Source organism: Spirosoma sp. KNUC1025, from assembly GCF_045160025.1.
In the GTDB taxonomy this organism is placed as follows: Bacteria; Bacteroidota; Bacteroidia; order Cytophagales; family Spirosomataceae; genus Spirosoma.
Map to the genome: position 1 here is coordinate 4,836,975 of NZ_CP087139.1, position 19,006 is coordinate 4,855,980.

Annotated in this window: 15 protein-coding genes and 1 tRNA gene; 11 read left to right on the forward strand and 5 right to left on the reverse strand. The window is 47.9% G+C overall.

The window, feature by feature from the left end:
- The first annotated feature begins 129 nt into the window (after positions 1–129).
- The 4 genes from LN737_RS21190 to LN737_RS21205 all read left to right on the forward strand — a co-directional run bounded on the left by LN737_RS21190 (position 130) and on the right by LN737_RS21205 (position 5,897).
- Positions 130–1,173, forward strand: coding sequence for a glycosyltransferase family 2 protein (locus LN737_RS21190; protein ID WP_405511816.1), 1,044 nt, complete (start codon positions 130–132; stop codon positions 1,171–1,173).
- A gap of 125 nt (positions 1,174–1,298) precedes the next feature.
- The gene (locus LN737_RS21195) at positions 1,299–1,919 is read left to right on the forward strand and encodes an L-threonylcarbamoyladenylate synthase (protein ID WP_405511817.1); all 621 of its coding nucleotides are present in this window, start codon (positions 1,299–1,301) and stop codon (positions 1,917–1,919) included.
- Between the two features lie 263 nt (positions 1,920–2,182).
- Positions 2,183–3,034 (forward strand): hypothetical protein, encoded by an 852-nt coding sequence (locus tag LN737_RS21200; RefSeq protein ID WP_405511818.1) that lies wholly within the window; start codon positions 2,183–2,185, stop codon positions 3,032–3,034.
- 388 nt (positions 3,035–3,422) lie between these two features.
- On the forward strand, positions 3,423–5,897 hold the full coding sequence (locus LN737_RS21205) for a S8 family serine peptidase (protein ID WP_405511819.1): 2,475 nt from the start codon (positions 3,423–3,425) through the stop codon (positions 5,895–5,897).
- A gap of 79 nt (positions 5,898–5,976) precedes the next feature.
- On the opposite strand, the gene tig is transcribed toward LN737_RS21205, so the two are convergent.
- On the reverse strand, positions 5,977–7,338 hold the full coding sequence (gene tig / locus LN737_RS21210) for a trigger factor (protein ID WP_405511820.1): 1,362 nt from the start codon (positions 7,336–7,338) through the stop codon (positions 5,977–5,979).
- 102 nt (positions 7,339–7,440) lie between these two features.
- Positions 7,441–7,525: transfer RNA gene (locus LN737_RS21215), tRNA-Leu, on the reverse strand.
- A 238-nt stretch (positions 7,526–7,763) separates the two neighbouring features.
- Between LN737_RS21215 and LN737_RS21220 the strand changes: the two genes are divergently transcribed.
- The 5 genes from LN737_RS21220 (at position 7,764) to LN737_RS21240 (ending at position 13,378) form a co-directional block, all read left to right on the forward strand.
- Positions 7,764–10,016 (forward strand): bifunctional (p)ppGpp synthetase/guanosine-3',5'-bis(diphosphate) 3'-pyrophosphohydrolase, encoded by a 2,253-nt coding sequence (locus tag LN737_RS21220; protein WP_405520480.1) that lies wholly within the window; start codon positions 7,764–7,766, stop codon positions 10,014–10,016.
- 119 nt (positions 10,017–10,135) lie between these two features.
- Entirely contained in the window at positions 10,136–10,645 is a 510-nt protein-coding gene (locus LN737_RS21225; RefSeq protein WP_405511821.1) for a Fur family transcriptional regulator, read from the forward strand.
- Between the two features lie 89 nt (positions 10,646–10,734).
- Positions 10,735–11,211, forward strand: coding sequence for a DUF3291 domain-containing protein (locus LN737_RS21230; protein ID WP_405511822.1), 477 nt, complete (start codon positions 10,735–10,737; stop codon positions 11,209–11,211).
- Positions 11,212–11,238: 27 nt separating this feature from the next.
- The gene (locus LN737_RS21235) at positions 11,239–12,525 is read left to right on the forward strand and encodes an adenylosuccinate synthase (protein WP_405511823.1); all 1,287 of its coding nucleotides are present in this window, start codon (positions 11,239–11,241) and stop codon (positions 12,523–12,525) included.
- A 130-nt stretch (positions 12,526–12,655) separates the two neighbouring features.
- Positions 12,656–13,378 (forward strand): hypothetical protein, encoded by a 723-nt coding sequence (locus LN737_RS21240; RefSeq protein WP_405511824.1) that lies wholly within the window; start codon positions 12,656–12,658, stop codon positions 13,376–13,378.
- Positions 13,379–13,428: 50 nt separating this feature from the next.
- Here LN737_RS21240 and LN737_RS21245 read toward each other — a convergent pair whose 3' ends face one another.
- On the reverse strand, positions 13,429–13,875 hold the full coding sequence (locus LN737_RS21245) for a DUF3592 domain-containing protein (RefSeq protein WP_405511825.1): 447 nt from the start codon (positions 13,873–13,875) through the stop codon (positions 13,429–13,431).
- A 335-nt stretch (positions 13,876–14,210) separates the two neighbouring features.
- On the opposite strand from LN737_RS21245, the gene LN737_RS21250 reads away from it, so the two are divergent.
- Together LN737_RS21250 and LN737_RS21255 are read left to right on the forward strand one after the other, a co-directional pair.
- A complete protein-coding gene (locus LN737_RS21250) occupies positions 14,211–15,284 on the forward strand; it encodes a hypothetical protein (RefSeq protein WP_405511826.1) in 1,074 nt (357 codons plus the stop codon).
- Between the two features lie 99 nt (positions 15,285–15,383).
- The gene (locus LN737_RS21255) at positions 15,384–16,757 is read left to right on the forward strand and encodes a hypothetical protein (protein ID WP_405511827.1); all 1,374 of its coding nucleotides are present in this window, start codon (positions 15,384–15,386) and stop codon (positions 16,755–16,757) included.
- A 117-nt stretch (positions 16,758–16,874) separates the two neighbouring features.
- Here the strand turns inward: LN737_RS21255 and LN737_RS21260 are convergent, their stop codons facing one another.
- Positions 16,875–17,723, reverse strand: a complete 849-nt coding sequence (locus LN737_RS21260; RefSeq protein ID WP_405511828.1) for an alpha/beta hydrolase — start codon at positions 17,721–17,723, stop codon at positions 16,875–16,877.
- A 16-nt stretch (positions 17,724–17,739) separates the two neighbouring features.
- Positions 17,740–18,942 carry a chromate efflux transporter gene (gene chrA, locus LN737_RS21265; RefSeq protein ID WP_405511829.1) on the reverse strand — a complete coding sequence of 401 codons (1,203 nt, stop codon included), beginning with the start codon at positions 18,940–18,942 and terminating at the stop codon, positions 17,740–17,742.
- Positions 18,943–19,006: the final 64 nt, after the last annotated feature.

Genomic DNA, 19,006 nt, shown 5'->3' on the forward strand with positions numbered 1-19,006 from the left:
CTTCAATCGTTTCCGTTCCCTCAAAAGTTAAGCCTTCACATTGATCACGGCTTTATTTTAGTCTATTAAATCGTAAAATTGTTTTGCTCGGAGATTCTATCAGGCTACAGAACTCTACCGATCTTGTCTATGATTTCTGTTACCAGCCAGTCGAATCACCTGCCGATGAGCCCTTATCTCAATCGGATAAAGCCTTGGGTAAGCGTCATTTGTACCAGTTATAATCACGAAGATTACGTCATTCAGGCGCTTCAGTCGGTCGTTGATCAATCGTATCCAAATGTTGAACTGATCGTCATCGACAATGGCAGTACCGACCGTTCGGTAGAACGTATTACAGCCTTTATCCAATCGTATCCCACCATTCAGTTTATCCGTAATTCAGTCAATCTGGGACTGAATCGAGCGTTCAATCAGGGCCTGGCACTGGCAAAGGGTCGCTACGTTATCGACCTTGCCGCCGATGATATACTGTTGCCGGAACGCATTGCCAAACAAACCGAACTGTTCGAACAGTTATCCGGTCCCTATGCCGTGGTTTTTTCGAATGCCGCTTACATCAATGCCAAAGGCGAAGAAATGGGGCTGCACTACCCTATCGACGAAAAGGGCCGTGCCTGTTTACACGTACCGACGGGCAATATTTTCCAGCCCATTCTGGAATCTTATTTTATTTGTACTCCTACCATGATGATTCGGCGGGACGTATTAAACGAACTGGGTGGCTATGACGAAACGCTGGCGTATGAAGATTTCGATTTCTGGGTACGTTCATCCCGACTTTATCAATATGCTTATGTGGATGAGGTGCTGATGCAGAAGCGCCAACTGCCAAACTCCCTATCGGCGCAGGTAATACTTCCCGATAACAATTTACTCCGATCAACACTGGTTGTCTGCCAGAAAGCGTATGATCGCTGTACGACACCCGACGAATATCGTACCCTCGGCGACCGCATACAAACCTTCATCCGCAAAGCGTTTTACGCCGAACAGTTCGATCTGGCCCTCCAGTTTGGCAAACTTCTTCAGCAGATTAAACAACCAGATTGGGTAACCAGCCTGATCCTGGGGCTCAGTCGGATGCATCTGCCGGTAAACGGGTTATACCGCCATTATCTCAAATGGCAGACTGGCCGTCATATTCCGGGCCCGCCAACGAAACCGGTTTAGACCTTTTGTAGTTTATGGATTAGGGTTTACAGTTTGCTGTTGCCCATAAGCTGATTTCAACCTACTGGCTGTGTCTTAGCTTATCCCAAACCGTAACCTGTATTGATTAAACTGCAAAGTATGTCATGGCTGCTGAATTCATTAAACTTTACCCTAAAAACCCCGACCCGCGCCGAATTGAGTACGTTGTAAAGGCGCTGCGTGATGGCGCGGTGATTATATACCCAACTGACACGATTTATGGAATGGGCTGCGATATCCATAATACGCGCGCCGTGGAGCGTGTAGCCCGCATTAAGGGGATCAAACCGGCCAAAAATGATTTCTCCTTTATCTGCTATGATTTAAGCCACATCGCCGACTACGCCCGTGTGAGCAATCAGGCATTTAAACTCATGAAGAAGCTCTTGCCCGGACCCTTTACGTTTATTCTTGAAGCGACGAACAGCGTACCGAAATTGCTGAATACCAATAAAAAGACGGTCGGTATCCGCGTCCCCGACAATGATATTCCCCGGCAAATTGTTCACGAACTTGGGCACCCGATTATTACGACATCCATTCGGGACGAAGATGAAATTATTGAGTATTCAACAGACCCCGAACTGATCTTTGAGAAGTTCCAGAACCTGGTCGATATTGTCATCGATGGAGGTTACGGGGGCAACGTAGCGTCTACGATTATCGACGCTACCGACGATGACTTTTCGATCATTCGTCAGGGTCTGGGCGAACTGAGCCTTTGAAAAGTTCAAATAATATACTATACTTGCATCGTAGGGTTAACATTTCTGCAAACCGGAATTGTAACCCTTTTTTTGTGAATCGTCTTATATAACAAGTAATATTATCATGCGCTTTCCCTTAGCCGCGCTCTTTATAGTGGCTGTTTGCCAACTCACTGGCTGCTCTTCCCAATCTACCGATACGTCCAAAACGGGCAAACTGACCACTGAAACCTCCGCTGAACCTATCTTCGGACTCCAAAGGAACGGCACCGGCCGGAGCGATGACGTCAACCCGGGCGGTCTCTACTGGCGATTCCACCCTCGATTCACTGACGTATGCCCCTACGGGAGCCATTCTGCCTAAACATCGCATCTTCGCTTATTACGGCAATCCTCACTCCAAAAAGATGGGGATACTGGGAAAATATCCGAAAGAAGAAATGCTGCAGCGATTGGATGAGGAAATAAAAAACTGGCAAAAAGCTGATCCGGCCACTCCTATTCAGCCAGCTTTGCACCTGGTGGCAATCTCGGCCCAGGGATTGCCCGGTAAAGATGGTGGTTACCGGCTTCGGATGTCGGACAAAACCATCAAGAAAGTAATCAAATGGGGGAATGAACACAAAGCTATAGTCTTTCTTGACATTCAGCGCGGTCATGCAGCCCTTGGCGGTGAAATGGCTTATCTGGAAAAATACCTCAAACTTCCTTTTGTCCATCTGGGCATCGACCCTGAGTTTTCGATGGTAACAGGCGCCAAGCCGGGCACGAAAATCGGCAGCTACGACGCGGCTGACGTAAACCAGGCTGTACAGTTTCTGAGCCGCGTGGTTAAAGAAAACAAAATTCCGCCCAAAGTGCTGGTTGTGCACCGCTTTACCCAGGGTATGATCAAGAATTACAAAAACATTAAGCTTGACCCGAATGTGCAGATCGTGATGGATATGGACGGATGGGGACCGCCGGTACTTAAGAAAGATTCATACCACGACTATATTCAGAAGGAGCCCGTTCAATACACAGGGTTCAAGCTGTTTTACGATAATGATTTCCGCAAGCCAGGCTCTCGCATCATGACTCCTGAAGAGGTGCTGGCGCTCGACCCAAAACCAATGTATATTCAGTACCAATAAGCAAGTTTCTGGGTGATTTTTTAACGAGGTCCTGTCAGGTTGACGGGACCTCGTTCCGTTTAAACGATTCCCATCAACCTGCTTCTATTAAGTATAACGAATGGTTGTATTGCAAACAAATTTCAATTCCTATTACCGGTTAATCAATAATAGTATCAAACTATCGCAGGGCCAAGGTCTATCCTAGCAGTAAAGTTATCGGCGTAAACTATTCATTTACAGACAGTAAGCTTTTTAAAATAATTCTTTAGTAACCTATTATAAAATTTCTTTTATAAAAGACCTCTATTATTTCAGTTGATTATAGATATTTGCCTTAGTACCTTACTAGCACTTATAACCATAAGGTATTGTTAATCAACCCTTTCATCAATTAACCCCTGCTTTTATGTTCAACCCTTTACGACACTACAGACTTGGTGCGTCGTTGGCTGGTCTGTTACTCTGCTTTTCCCTAACAGGAGGGTATGGCCAAACTGAAATTAAGGAAGAGGCCAGAGCAGCCAAACTTAGCCCGGATTTACTCAGCCTTCAGCTTAAAGAAGGTCCGCTATCCAAAAGCGTAAACCAAAAAAGTGGTAGCCTTCGGCAGGCAGCCGCATCCGATGAGTTCCCATTGAAGAAAATGGACCGGACCCAGATACGCAATGGCATGATCGCTATCAATGCCATTGCCAATGCCGCCGACGGGCAGGCCCTGCTGGCGGATCTGCAAGGTCTGGGATTAACCGAAGGGCGTTACTACCAAAAGATCGTTTTCGGTTATTTCCCCGTCGATAAACTAGGGCTACTACGTAATGTGTCGACGCTGCACATGGCCAAGCCTGCGTACAAGCCGTTAAAGAAAGTGGGCAAAACAACTTCTCAGGGTGATCTTGTCATGCGGGCTGATATTGCCCGGCAAACCTATAACGTAACGGGGGCAGGTTCCAAAGTCGGTGTTCTATCGGACTCCTATGACGCCCTCGGCGGGGCGGCTGCTGGCGTAGCCAACGACGACTTACCACCTAACGTAGAGGTGCTGGCTGATCTGGCGTTGAAGGATGATTCAGCGCTTATCGATGAAGGCCGGGGAATGGCCGAGATCGTGCATGACGTAGCGCCGGGCGCCAAAATTGCTTTTCACACTGCTTTTGCCAGCTATGTCGACTTCGCGCTGGGTATATTACAGTTGGGCCAGGTTGGCTGTAATATTATCGTTGATGATGTTAGTTACACGAATGAGCCTTTTTTCCAGGATGGTATTATTGCTCAGGCCGTTAATTACGTCAACAAAACCTATGGCGCCACTTATTTTTCTTCGGCGGGCAACTCTGCTCGTCAATCGTATACCAGTGGCTTCCGTAATTCGGGGAAACTCCCTCCGCTTCCTCCTGACTTTTATATCCCAGGGAGCGCTGCTCACGATTTCGGCAATGGCAAGATCACCCAAAAAATTACGATTCCGCCCGGACGCAGTCTTCAGCTTTTTTTACAGTGGGCTGATCCATTTTATTCGGAAAGCGTGGCTTCGGGTGGCGTATCAGGGGCTAAAACCGATATCGACATTATCGTGTACTATCAGGGAAATATCATCCCTTCGCTATCGAGTCTGAACAGTAATATTGGCGATGACCCTTATGAAGACCTGTTCCTCACGAATATATCAAGAAACCCAATTGAACTGGAAATTGCGCTGGTTAAATACGATGGGCCAGATCCAGCTCTGATTAAATGGATTGACTGGGCAGGTGACGCAACCGTTGAATTCAACACGCACAGTAGTACGCTTTATGGACACGCTAATGCTAAAGGAGCCATTGCTGTAGCGGCAACACCCTGGTACCGGACTCCTGTTTATAATGCGCCCCGGTACCCAATTCCGGTCGTAGAAGAGTTTTCGTCGGCTGGCGGTACGCCCATTCTGTTCACAACCTACGGACAGCCTATCCCGGCTGAAGTTCGCCTGAAGCCCGAAATCACGGCTCCCGATGGTGGCAATACGTCTTTCTTTCCGCCATTCCCCGGTCAGGATCTGGAAGGTGATGGCTTCCCCAATTTCTTTGGGACATCCGCAGCGGCTCCGCATGCAGCGGGCGTAGCAGCACTCTTAAAGGAGCGTTCCAAAAACAGCATGGGTCCGGACGATATCCTGCTACGTCTGAGAACAACCGCTATCGATATGGATGATCCCTTTACCACCGGTTTCGACATGGGCTTCGACTTTCGTACGGGTTTTGGATTTATTCAGGCCGATAAAGCGCTTATGTACGGTCAGCCTCTTGTTATCCTTGAACCGCTGTATGATTGTGCAACGGGCAAAATTACCATTCGTACAAGCGGAGGTGATGGCTCACCAATCACCATTACGGCACCGGGTGTAAAACGGACGGGCCCAACCAGCTACACGACACTTGTCTCCTCTATTTACACGGGTGGTCCTTCGACCGTATTTTCGGTATATATACCCGCCAGCTTAACCGGTATTGTTGAAGCTGAATTACGGAACGACCCTAAATCCATTATCATTACGGCAGAACAGAGCGGCATCAAGGTTGTCTATGATTTCAACTTTGCAGTCTATTGCAACAGCCAACCTCAGGCACGGATAGCTTCTACAGAACCTGGTGCAGGCTTACAGATCACAACGCTTGGCAATCCTATTTCTACTGACTGGCTGGAAGTTGAAGTCAGGGGAGTGCAGGGGCAGCCGCTTAATCTCCAGATCAACAATATGTTGGGAGAGATTCACAGTAGCCGGGCAGTGAAGATGGCCGAACCGGTAGAGCGGCATAAACTAAAACTTGGTAGTTCGCCGGGTCTGTACTTCCTGCAAGTAAGTACGCCTACTGAAACCAAAACGCTGAAAGTTGTTCGACAGTAGAATTCTTTCTGCTTTGTACATATTAAAAAAAGCCTCACCGATCATCGGTGAGGCTTTTCTATTAAGTGCATTTGATTGCTTATCGGTTTTCAACCAGTGCTTTAAACTCATCCACCGTTACGTCCTGCGATACGATGGTCAGCTGCGTCTTAGCATAATCCATTACTTTGTCGTCATACACCCGATTGAACGTACTGGTGTAGTTCTGACCGTTATTTTTTTCATCGACCAGGTAATTACGGGCAATCCGGTCAATGGTTTTGTTCATTTCCTCATCCTCGCTGCTTGCAAAGCCAAATTGTTCACGTACCATGGCACGTGTTGCGTCCAGTACTTCGTCGTATTCAACTTTAATATCGGCTTTTTCAGCAATTTTATTTTTGATGAGCTGAAGCTTCACCGACTTCGTGAAATCGTCGTATTGCTCCTCAATCTGCTCGGGTGTAAACTTACCTTCGTTTACTTCCAGCAGCCAATTTTTCAGGAACTCGTCGGGCAACAAGATCGGCGTGTTATCGAGCAATGTTTTCTCAATATCTAACCGCAGCAGTTGCGCTGATTCACGCGAATAATTGCTCCGGATAACTTCAGCCACTTTCGTGCGGAACTGTTCTTCGTTTTCTACGGCACCAGCACCCAGTACTTTATCAAATAACTCCTGATTCAGTTCAGCGGGTTCGTGGCGGGTAATATCATCGATCTCAAACGTATATTCGCCGGTTAACGCTGCCGCTTCTTCTGGTTTCACACCCGTTGCATTGGCGCGTGCCCGCTCATCGGAGAATGCCTGGTCGAGTACAAACGTAACGACATCGCTTTTCTTTTTACCAACAAACTGACCTTTAGACTCTTCAGCCATTTTGTCTAACGGCAGTGCGGTTTTAGCCGAGAATCCCGTTTCGCCTTCGGCAACGTTTACCTGCTTTAATTCGCCGTAAATCGTGTCGTCTCCGCCAACTTCTTCGCCGTGCGTATGGGTGTGAAAACGCTTCTGCAGATCGACAATCGTGCTGTCTACTTCGGCATCACCCGCCTGAATATCGTATTGGGTTACGCTAGGTAAATCGCTGAAATCGATATCAAATTCAGAGGCCAGACCCAATGTATAGCTGAAAGCAAAATCGGTCTGGTTATCCCAATCGATTGCATCGGCTTCTTCCCGGTTTGGGACCGGATCACCTACTACCTGTAGTTTATTTTCACGGATATACTGGCTAACGGTCCGGTTCAGCATTGAATTGATTTCGTCAACCAGAATGCTTTTGCCGTACATTTTCTGTACCAGGGAAGCAGGTACATGACCAGGCCGAAAACCTTTCAACTGAACTTTACGACCGTAGTCTTTCAGTTTCTTATCTACTTCTGGCTTATAATCGGCTGGCGTCAGCGTTATTTTTAGTGAAGCGTTGGTATCGCTGGCTTTTTCTAAGGAAATATCCACGTTTCTATGGGTTTAAAATGACTGAATGACTGAGTAATTGAATGATTGAATAGCTTATGGAGCATTTATTTCAATCATTTAATCATTCAGTCATTCAAAACTTGGTACGGGCGGAGGGACTCGAACCCCCATGCCTTGCGGCACCAGATCCTAAGTCTGGCACGTCTACCAATTTCGCCACGCCCGCAGATCTGTAACTCCCACAACCGGTGGCTGTTTGAGCGTTTCAGGGTGCAAAAGTATAAAAAAATTTATTTGTACGCTAACATCCTCCCATTTTTTCCTCAGGTTTCTTTACCGGAGAACTGACTATAGCAATAAATGATAAATTTACTTAGTCCGGCACATCAATTATCGATTATTATTTTGTTATCTTGGTAGTAGAGTACAACCATGAATCACTATTCGCAAATAAGCCATTTATGATGAATGCCACTGCTGAACCCGTTATCGACCTAGAGCAGGAGCGCCAGGAAATCCTGAAACGCTACCGGCGACTACTACGGGCGGCAAAACCGATGTTGAAAGGCGACGACGCCAAACTCATCAAACGCGCGTTTAATACCTCTGCTGAAGCCCACAAAAATATGCGTCGGCGTTCAGGAGAGCCTTATATCTACCATCCGCTGGCTGTTGCTCAGATCGCCGTTGAGGAGATTGGTCTGGGAACCACCAGTATTGTGGCTGCCCTTCTCCACGACGTCGTGGAAGATACGGATACCACCATTGCTGATATCGACCGGGCGTTCGGCCCTAAAGTTGCCCGAATCATTGACGGCTTAACCAAAATATCGGGCTATTTCGAGTACGGTACGTCTCAGCAGGCTGAGAATTTCCGTAAGATGTTGTTGACACTTTCGGACGATGTTCGGGTCATTCTGATCAAACTTGCCGACCGGCTTCATAACATGCGGACGCTGGAGTCGATGCCACGCGACAAGCAGCTGAAGATTGCCTCCGAAACCATTTATATCTATGCTCCGCTCGCGCACCGACTGGGTTTATACACGATCAAGTCGGAGTTGGAAGACCTGTACCTGAAGCATGTTGAGCCGGAAGCGTATAAAGAAATTGCCAAAAAATTACGCGAAACCCGACTGGCCCGCGACCGCTTCATCGGTCGTTTTATAGAACCCATTGAAAAGGATCTGGCTGAAACAGGAATCAAATACATCATTAAGGGTCGTCCGAAATCGATTTATTCAATCTGGAATAAACTGAGCAAATCGAAAAAACCGTTCGAAGAAATTTATGATCTGTTCGCTGTTCGGATCATTCTGGACGTACCGCCCGAAGAAGAAAAAGCAGCCTGCTGGCGAGCCTATTCCATCGTAACGGACCACTACAAGCCCAATCCCGACCGGCTGAAAGACTGGATCAGTACGCCACGTGCCAATGGCTACGAGTCCCTTCACACTACGGTTATGAGCAAATTGGGACAGTGGGTAGAGGTGCAGATCCGTACGGAGCGAATGAATGAAATTGCGGAAAAAGGCTACGCGGCCCACTGGAAGTACAAAGGCAATGATACGCAAACCGGCGCCGGTATTGAAGCCTGGATTAGTCAGGTACGTGACCTGATCGAGTCGGCGGGAAGTGGCGACAAAAAAGCTGCCATTGAGTTTGTCGATGATTTCCGAAGTAATCTCTACAGCGAAGAAGTGTTTGTCTTTACGCCTAAAGGCGACTTGCAGGTACTTCAACGTGGCGCAACCGCCCTTGATTTTGCCTTCGACATACACACCCAGATTGGTGCGCGCTGTATGGCGGCAAAAGTCAACAATACGCTTGTGCCTTTGAGTTATGTTTTACAGAATGGCGATCAGGTAGAAGTCATTACGTCGAACCGGCAGAAACCCAGCGAAGACTGGCTGCGGTTTGTGGTTACGTCGAAAGCCAAAACCAAGATTAAGGATTTAATCAAGGAAGACAACAAGCGGTACGTCATTGACGGTCGGGAGTTGGTTAATAAGAAGTTGCGTATCCTGCGCATGGAGATGACCAACGAGCTCATCAACCAGTTGCGGGCCTATTTCGGTTCTAAAACGTCCGACGACTTCTTCTACCGGGTTGGCAAAGGGCACATCGACGTACAGGAACTAAAAAAGTTCAAGGCCGATAAGGAAGCGAAAGAGAACCGGACGAACAAACTCAATACGGATACGCTGCCCGATGCAAAGGCATTTGTTAAAGAGCTGAAGAAAATTCATGGCGAACGGGCCGACGCCGATATGCTCCTCATTGGGGAAGACATGGACCGGATCGACTATACGCTTGCCAAGTGTTGCAATCCGATTTCGGGCGACGACGTATTTGGCTTCGTAACCATTAATGATGGCATTAAAATCCACCGCGTTACGTGTCCGAATGCTGTTGAGTTGATGTCGAATCATGGCAACCGTATTATTAAAGCCAAATGGACCTCTCAGAAAGAGCTGGCTTTTCTGGCTGGCCTTCGAATCACGGGTACCGACCGGGTTGGATTAATCAACGACGTAACGCGGATTATCAGCAATGAGCTACATATTAATATGCGGTCCGTAGCTATCGACTCCAAAGATGGCATCTTTGAAGGAAACATTCGTCTGTACGTTCACGACACGGGCCATCTGGAAACACTTATGCGCAAAATAGAACGTGTGGCCGGTGTATTTGAAGTAATTCGCTTCGACTCATGATATCGGTTCACAGTATTCGGCTGACTACGTCAGCGAATAAACGCTGGTTTCAGGCCGCAAACCGAATACTGTTAACGACAAACCCGTACCTTTGCACTTTCACTTAATTGGATCTGGATATGCCTGCTCCGACACAATCGAATTTAGAGGCAGCGATGATGATTTTTCGGGCCTACCTCGAACGAAAGGGTCTCCGAAAAACACCCGAACGCTTTGCCATTCTTGAAGAAATTTATAACCGGCAGGATCACTTCGACGTGGATGAGTTGTATATCTCCATGAAAAACAAGAAGTACCGCGTCAGCCGGGCAACCGTTTATAACACGCTGGACGTACTGGTTGACTGCGATCTGGTAACGAAACACCAGTTTGGCCGGAACCTGGCTCAGTATGAAAAATCCTATGGGTATCGTCAGCACGACCACCTGATTTGTACCGATTGCCATAAAGTAATGGAGTTCTGCGACCCGCGCGTTCAGAACATTCAGAACATGGTCGGCGACATGCTGAAATTCAGAGTGATGCACCATTCGCTGATTTTTTACGGCTCCTGCGCCCGCGATTTCTGCGAAAACCGGCAGGTTACTGAAAAAGATCAGCAGGCCATACAGGAACCTATCGAAAACTAACCGCTGACAAACGCCTTAGCTTTTCTGGAATCCAGCCTGAAAGTCAGTTGATGAGTCGAGTTTAAGAAAACTTCAGCTTACCTGTATCAATGCCCCACCTTGCTCAGTTGAATATTTCCCGGATGCTTGCCCCGACCATCGATCACCCGATTATGGCCGATTTTGTTGCACAGCTCGATACCATAAACCAGTTGGCCGAGCAAAGTGATGGGTTTATCTGGCGATTGAAAGGTGATGGCAATAACGCAACGGATTTTCGTCCCTTCGACGATGACCGTATTATTGTAAACATGTCCGTTTGGGAATCTCCCGAAAAGCTACAGGCCTTTGTTTTCAAAAGCCTGCATACCGACGTAATGAAAGATCGCCGGAAATGGTTTGAGAAACCCGGTCAGCTGACAACAGTGCTCTGGTGGGTTCCGAACGGGCATCAACCGACTGTAGAAGAGGCCAAAAAGCGGCTTGCACATCTCAACGCATTTGGCTCCGGACCAATGGCCTTTACGTTTCGGGATATTCAACCAGCACCAGAGAAAGACCTACGTACTCTTAGTGAATCTGTATAACTACAGCCGTTTTAGCGGCCAATCATAATGATCGATGTTTTATTAGGCCTCCAGTGGGGCGATGAAGGGAAAGGTAAAATTGTGGACGTATTGGCACCACAGTACCAGGTTGTAGCCCGCTTTCAGGGCGGTCCAAATGCCGGACACACGCTTGAATTCAACGGGTTCAAGCACGTATTGCACCAGATTCCCTCTGGTATTTTTCGCAACGATATTCTTAATATCATTGGCAATGGCGTCGTACTCGACCCGATTGTTTTTAAGAAAGAAATCGACGGTCTGGCAAAGTACAATCTGGCCCTGACCCAAAATCTGCAAATTTCCAAGAAAGCTTCCATCATCATCCCCACCCACCGGCTTCTGGATGCAGCTTATGAGCAGGCCAAAGGCGATTCGAAAATCGGGTCAACTCTGCGCGGCATCGGACCAACGTATCAGGATAAAGTAGCTCGTCAGGGGCTGCGCGTTGGGGATGTCCTGTCGCCAAATTTTCGGGATAAGTACAACAAACTGGTGGCTATACACAAAGTTATTCTGGAGCAGAACAATTTTGATTATGCCTCGGTGCTTCCGCAAGCCGAAGCGGAATTTTTTGGAGCTGTCGAATTCATGAAGCAGTTCGAACTGACTGATAGTGAATACGTTGTTAATAACGCTCTCACGGATGGCAAAAAAGTGCTGGCTGAGGGTGCACAGGGTTCGCTACTGGATATTGATTTTGGTTCGTACCCATTCGTTACGTCGTCGAACACAATGACCGCGGGCGCCTGTACCGGGCTTGGCGTAGCGCCCCGTCAGATTGGCGATGTTTACGGTATTTTCAAAGCGTATTGTACCCGCGTAGGAAGCGGTCCATTTCCGACTGAACTTTCCGACGAAACCGGCGAACGTATTCGTAAGGAAGGACGTGAGTTTGGGGCCACTACCGGCCGCCCACGTCGGTGCGGCTGGCTGGATTTGCCCGCTCTGAAATACGCCATTATGATTAACGGCGTTACGCAGCTGGTGATGATGAAAGTAGACGTATTGAATATTTTCGACGAAATAAAGGTCTGCACACACTACCAACTACCCGATGGTACCGTTACCGAACAGCTACCTTATGACCTGTGCGATACGGCCGTAACGCCGATTTATAAAACGTTTAAAGGGTGGCAGGCTGATTTAACGGACATTCGGTCCTTTATCGACGTACCGGCTGAACTGGCTACGTATGTTTATTTTCTGGAAGATTCGCTTGGGCTACCCATCAATTTTATCTCGACTAGTCCCGATCGTGAAGCGATTATTCATCGCCAGGCGGTGATTGCCTGATAAATCGAGTCCTGAACAATCACAGCCGACCCCTGTAGTATTTGATTTGAATAGATTAATTTAAATCAAATACTACAGGGGTCGATTACCATAGCTGCCATAATTACCAATATCTATTTATTCGATTCCAATGTCAGCCAAAAATTTTTACCAAACCTTTTACCAGGCTGATCCCATTTTTCGGCTGGCGGACGACGTATGGATGTCAGCTGAACAACCCGTTGAATCCCTATCGGTAATCGTAGATGATACTGTTGTTGATCCACTGGCTGCGCCTTCTTTCGACTTACTGAGAGAATTGGACGTATTAGCGGCCCAACCAATGGCTAAGAGTGTTACGTCCATTCAACCCGATCTTAACGTAGCTGTTTCGATTGAAACTCTTTCGGAACCCGCCTTACAGAAACTAACCCCTGAGCCCTTACCCGAACCGCCCCCGCGCCCAACGGTTCCATCCATACTACCACCCGTTCAGCAGCAACCCCGATTACCACAGCTTAATCATAAAGTTCTGCTATTGGCCGACGAAGCTCTGGACCCAAGTAATCTGCTATTTCTGGAGAAAATTCTGAAGGCCGTTAACCTCAATGTCAATGGTGTTGATCTGCTGAATTTACATGGGGTTCGGGATGTAAATTTTGCTGAATTGCTGCGCGGCAAATACATCCATCACTTCATTACGTTTGGCGTGCCTTTCGAACGGATCGATCTCGATATTATGATGGATCGCTACGCGCCCGTTCGGTTTGAGGGTATTACGTTCCTGATGGCCGACTCGCTGCCAACCATTGAAGCTGACCAGAATTTGAAACGACGACTTTGGGGAGCCCTCCAGCGAATGTTCCTGCGATAATACGCAGGGTGGACCTATGCTGGATCTAACTAAATTTATTGAGGTGTTTGTCAGTACATTCCTTTATCGGCGAATAACCACTTCCAGATGATAACCGTAGACTCGGCAACGTTCCAGACGGATAAAAGTAGAAACACCGCGCCAATCCCGGCCATCACGTACACCATCAGGTAATCACCGTCCAGCTCTACCTTCTCCGCGTGAAGTGGATCGTAATACAGGGTCACTTCATCCCCAATTTGATAAGCGGGCGGGTTTTGGCCAACTGAACTGTGAAATACCAATTCTCGGCCGTCCAGTACCCGGTAACGAATAGAAGGTGCCACCGGATACTCCCTTGGTTTTATTCGATGCATACTAATAACGACGCCCTTGGTCGCGATGCCATTTTTTACCAGTTGCTGATGACTTTGGTAGATATAATACGCGACGCTCAGAAAGCCGACGCCGATCAGAAAAAAGCCAACAATAAACAGCTCACCAGCGGGAAATTTCATGGGAAATGATGGGGGTTAGTAGCAGTCGCAATTAATCTGGAGCAACAACTGCCAGCCACGAAACTGACACAAAAAAACGTGCGACGCCAAGAGAGGTAAATAACTGGTGGCTTTGGGTAAACAAACAACTGAATTTACGCGACAGAAAACGTAAAGTGCTTCACAACTGCTCTCAGTCAGTATAGCTACATGCTTGAGTTTACATCCCTAAGGGTAAAATATTTTCGATCCAATTCTACTTCGGCTTGGGCCGATTAAGTACTATTTACGTATTTACGGCCGTTTTCTCAATAACAACCTGATCCGGCAAGTGCACTGGCTGTCCGGCCACTATAATGACGCTTTTCAAACGCCTGTTTACCTTTTTTGCCCATGATTCTTCGTCGCCCATACCGGTGACCTCGCCTACTGCATCCGCTCCGGTTGCAGCAAATACGGTGGTACCAAAGCCATTCGAGGGCGAGCTATTTTTTGCTCCGGAGCCGGTTCCGTTTCCGCCAGCCACCGCTTTACCCGATTGGCTCATTGATGATGAATTCTTACGGGATGAGGGCGTTTTGTTTGGCCTTTCTGATACGCAGGCGGATGGAAAAATCGCGGAGATCCGCGCTGTGTTTGCTCAACAATCGGCGCCCTTCGAAGCTTTCGTTGACCAGCAGAGCGAAAAAATTGGCGAACTGAATTTGCTGATTGAACAGCGGGAAAATCAGCTAACGACCTTGCGCAATCGAGCGAACGATCTGCGTACCAGCCAGGCCACCCCAACGAACCTGATCAGAACGATAGCCAGCCTGTGCTTGTCTGTAGCGCTGTGTATCGGTACGTTCTTTCTGGTTGACGTAACGCTACAACCCGCCTTTCCGAACCAATGGATCAGCGTAGGCGTATTTCTGGCTGGTATGTTTAATCTGTTTGGCCGGTTTTCCGTTTTCTACGATTCCGAAACGCGGCTATCAGGACGTCGGATTATTGAAGAGGTTGGCTTACCATTAGCTAGTTCAGTATTTGTCTTTGTCCATGCCCTGCAAACGCAATCTGTAGCAACAGCTACAGGCCTGTTTCTCTTTATTTTTTTTGTGTTTTTGCTTTCCGGAAAACTCTTTTTGAGCCTGCTGGCTACGTTGCAGGCTGAACTTCGAACAATTGCCTCGAACCGCACGCTAATCGCATCTCAGGTACAGAAATTACCCGTTTGGGAAAGCGAAATAGGGCAGTTAGAACAGGAAGTCGATGCCATTCGGATACAGAAATGGCCCGTCGTTGTGGCCATGAACCAGGCCGAAGCGGAACGGAACCAATTGAACGCTCAGCGGGATCGACTTGTTAATTTATTTCTGAGCGAGTTTGAACTGGCCCGCAGTCTTCGTGACCGGCTTACAGACAAACAGCGGGAAGCGTTTTTTAACTAGTTGCCAATCTATTGAGTTATAAAAGTTTACGAGTTATAAAGAACGAGATGACGTTAATGATCTACCCTTACAACTTGACAACTCGAAAACGAATTGATTATGGAACCAACCAATAACCCAGACTTTCAGCACGGCTATGCAAGCGGTGTTGAAGGTGTCAATCGGGAAACATATGAGGGCTATTTATCCAGTCAGATCAACACCGACTGGCTTGCGGAACGGATTCAGGAGAAACGTACTGAACTGTCCGCTACGGAACAAAAATTGACCGAAGCGACCGACGCAAACCGTACAGCGTATGCTGATTTGCAGAATTATTCTCTTCAGGTCGAACGACTAAATAAGCAGGTAAAACAAAAAGAAGCCGATCGTCAGGCACTGGAAACTGACCGGGAAAATCTGCGGGAACGTAGGACCAAAGCCTCGCCCGACTATTCATTGCTGGCCGGGATTCTGTTTTTAATCGCCGGTATTTCATTTCTAGCTGGTGACCTGATTATTTCACACGAAATCGTCGCTTACGCTCTGAATATACGTAACACCAACGAAGCCTGGGCATTTGCCGTCGGTCTGGCGATGGTATCTATTCTGCTGAAACCAGCTTATGATCGGCTTATTGAAAAACCGTATCAGGAAAAACCCGAGGAAAACCGCACTAAGTACGAGCGATTCAAGATAGGTCTGGCCATTTTCTCCGTACTTACGCTGGCTGTGCTTGGCTGGTTTCGGTACGAAGCCTACCGAACCGATCAGCTGAAAGCAGCGATTAATAAATCGGTTCGGCAACTTCAGCTTAATACTGACCCGACAGCCGCTACGCAGGTACTGAGCCCGTCTACGATGAGCAAAATCGAGAAGCAGCTGAGTGAGTCGAGCGAATTGAACCTAGCGTTGGTCAATAGCCCCTGGGCATTGCTATCGTTTGTCTTGAGTGGTATTCTGTTTGCTCTGGCAGGGGCCGTATGTCTGGGAATTGCCCTGCCGGTTCTGTCGGCTTTCTGGTTTCGATGGCTACAGGCCGATATAAAGTTGTGGAAGCTGCGTCGGCGCCTGAAGCGGCTGGATAAGGAAATTGCCCCTCTCGACGCACAACTGGCTGAACAACGGACGCAGCAGAACGTACTGCAACATAATCTTGAATTGCTGCCGAACCTCGACGAGCTAAAAGAACAACGGCAAACCATCAGCAATGACCTGAATGAACTGCTATCTGAACTGAAACTCGCGCAAACCGATAGTCGCATCAGCAATTTCAACGACGGTTACGGTCAGGGCGAAGCTACACGTAGTACCATGAGCGACGAAGAACAACGGCTGTTACGTAAGGAAATGCTTTCGCTTCATAACAGCAATCGTACTCGTTCAAACGAGCCTCGCCCCAACGGAGCACCAGCTGTGAATGGCGCAAACGGTAAGACAAACAACCTTCGCCCCTACCAAACCATCCGAAAGTTCCTGTCAGATGAACTGTGAGGTAAGAACCTGTTTAAACGTCCCATTTAAGGGAATAAGCTCGTATTTTTATAAAGAAATAGACCCCAAAGGCTCTAAATAAGCACGTAGTGTCGGCTAAAATTGTCGGCACTACGTCTATTTTTTCTTAAACTGCTCGAACGCTCTGTAGACTGCCAGATGGAAAATAGTTGCGTGGTTCTCATCAGCGAAGTATTGAAAACCCACACTCAGAGTTGGTGCCTTTTTCAGCAGGTTGGTTAATCGCCTGGCGTCGGCTTCCATTATCTTCCCCTCTTTTCCTACGCCAACGAAAACTGCCGTTTTCTGGCGAAAGTCTGGCTGCAAAATGGCTGGTTTAAACGCCAGTAACGATTCATTATCCCACCACAAACTCGGGCTTACAATCACGTAGTGAGTAAACAAGTGCGGTTTTTTGAATAGAATTTCCGTGGCTACTAGTCCACCCAACGACTGGCCGACAAGCATTTTTGCTGGATTGCTGCTGTATGTCTTCTGAATATAAGGCTGCAACTCTTTTTCGAGGAAAGCGATAAACTGCTGCGAATGGCCGGTGGTGGGATAATCCGTTTTGTCCTTTTGAATCGTTGTCGGATACGTAAAATCGCGTCGTCTGTCAACGTTGGCAATACCAACCACAATTGACTTTGGCAGCAGGTTTACCCAAGGGAAATTAGCAAACTGAACCAGCCCCGCAATGTGAATAAAATCTTCATCGGCAGAGCCATCCAGCAGATAAATGACCGGGTAATTAGCCAGAGAATCGTTTGAGTACCCTTGAGGCAGGTAAATATTCAACGTTCGGGCTTCGCCTAATTCCTTTGATTGAATGACATCGACCAATCCTAATACGAACGGCTTTGTGGCTCCTGTGCCCGCTCTTTCAGGCTGTGCGAATGAAGGGGTAAGCAAGGTAGTCAATAGATACAGACACACTAAACCCACCCGACAGGCCAACCGTTTCATAAGCTGAGAAGAGAATTTATAGAATAATACCCGCCAGTAAACCGCCCATTATCAGCACATAAGGCGGAATTTTTGTGTAAAGCAGCAAGCCAATTGTTATCAGAACAATAACGACTGACGGCCAGTGCGTAGCCATCGGTTCGAAGAGTGCAATAGCCGCGGCAGCGGTCAGGCCAGTACTGGCTGCGTTGATGCCTTCCAGCGATGCCCGAACGACCCGATACCGTTTTAGCTGCTCCCAGAACCGATAAACAAAGAAGATAAGAAACGTACCGGGCAGGAAAATTCCGGTTGTCGACACAATACTCCCCCATATTTGCCCGTGCATACCAGCGTCACGCATCGACAACGCCCCTATGTAGGAAGCAAAGGCAAATACGGGACCCGGTACGGCCTGAACTAACCCAAGGCCCGACAAAAACTCTTCGTGAGACAGGTAGCACTTAAACGCGACAAATTCGTTGTACAGCATGGGCGTAAGCACTTGTCCCCCACCGAAAACGAAGCTACCGTTACGGTAAAAGTTTTCAAATAAACGTACGGGCAGTGATTGGGTAATGGCGCCCAATATGGCAGCGCCAATGAACACACCCAGCCACAAAAAGAAATTAGACCACTGAACCCGAAGTGGCTTTTTCTCCATGCGCTCCTGCTTCTGGTACGCCAGAGCTGTCGTTACGCCCCCAATCAGTAATACAATGGGGGTCATCACCGGCGAGCGGAACACGTACGCTACCAGTGCCGCTGTGAGGGCCAGCGCCAGGCTAACCTTATTTTTGATAACTTTCTGACCAATCCGGTACCCGGCCACGATCATGAACCCAACGGCCATCGGCTGAATGAAGCGCGCAAACTGCAGTGACAGATGGTGTTTTTCCAGGTAATAAACACCCATGCCCGCGACGGTCATGATGCTCACAGCCGGCAAAACCCAGATGATCAACGTAATATAAGCCAGATTAGGACCACCGATTTTGAAGCCTAAAGCCGTGATGGTTTGGGTAGAGGTTGGGCCCGGCAATACCTGCCCCAGTGCATTCAATTCCAGCAATTCTTCTTCAGTCAGGTATCGCCGTTTCTGCACAAACCGCTCGTAGAACATGGCCAGATGAACCTGTGGACCACCAAACGTCGTCAGAGCCAGTATCAACACATCTTTCAGAAAGATGATATGCCGGATTCGGCGGACAGGCTTGACGGTCGATAGATGTGGCAGCATGCAATTGGGATAGAGGCAGGGAATCTAAATGTTCCTTCCCGAAACAGGTTCGCCCATCTTTCGG

Excerpts from the sequence above, each read along its gene's own strand:
- LN737_RS21190 (WP_405511816.1), top strand. The coding sequence starts at position 130 with ATGATTTCTGTTACCAGCCAGTCGAATCACCTGCCGATGAGCCCTTAT.
- LN737_RS21195 (WP_405511817.1), top strand. The coding sequence starts at position 1,299 with ATGGCTGCTGAATTCATTAAACTTTACCCTAAAAACCCCGACCCGCGC.
- LN737_RS21200 (WP_405511818.1), top strand. The coding sequence starts at position 2,183 with ATGACGTCAACCCGGGCGGTCTCTACTGGCGATTCCACCCTCGATTCA.
- LN737_RS21205 (WP_405511819.1), top strand. The coding sequence starts at position 3,423 with ATGTTCAACCCTTTACGACACTACAGACTTGGTGCGTCGTTGGCTGGT.
- LN737_RS21220 (WP_405520480.1), top strand. The coding sequence starts at position 7,764 with ATGAATGCCACTGCTGAACCCGTTATCGACCTAGAGCAGGAGCGCCAG.
- LN737_RS21225 (WP_405511821.1), top strand. The coding sequence starts at position 10,136 with ATGCCTGCTCCGACACAATCGAATTTAGAGGCAGCGATGATGATTTTT.
- LN737_RS21230 (WP_405511822.1), top strand. The coding sequence starts at position 10,735 with ATGCCCCACCTTGCTCAGTTGAATATTTCCCGGATGCTTGCCCCGACC.
- LN737_RS21235 (WP_405511823.1), top strand. The coding sequence starts at position 11,239 with ATGATCGATGTTTTATTAGGCCTCCAGTGGGGCGATGAAGGGAAAGGT.
- LN737_RS21240 (WP_405511824.1), top strand. The coding sequence starts at position 12,656 with ATGTCAGCCAAAAATTTTTACCAAACCTTTTACCAGGCTGATCCCATT.
- LN737_RS21245 (WP_405511825.1), bottom strand. The coding sequence starts at position 13,875 with ATGAAATTTCCCGCTGGTGAGCTGTTTATTGTTGGCTTTTTTCTGATC.
- LN737_RS21250 (WP_405511826.1), top strand. The coding sequence starts at position 14,211 with ATGACGCTTTTCAAACGCCTGTTTACCTTTTTTGCCCATGATTCTTCG.
- LN737_RS21255 (WP_405511827.1), top strand. The coding sequence starts at position 15,384 with ATGGAACCAACCAATAACCCAGACTTTCAGCACGGCTATGCAAGCGGT.
- LN737_RS21260 (WP_405511828.1), bottom strand. The coding sequence starts at position 17,723 with ATGAAACGGTTGGCCTGTCGGGTGGGTTTAGTGTGTCTGTATCTATTG.
- chrA (WP_405511829.1), bottom strand. The coding sequence starts at position 18,942 with ATGCTGCCACATCTATCGACCGTCAAGCCTGTCCGCCGAATCCGGCAT.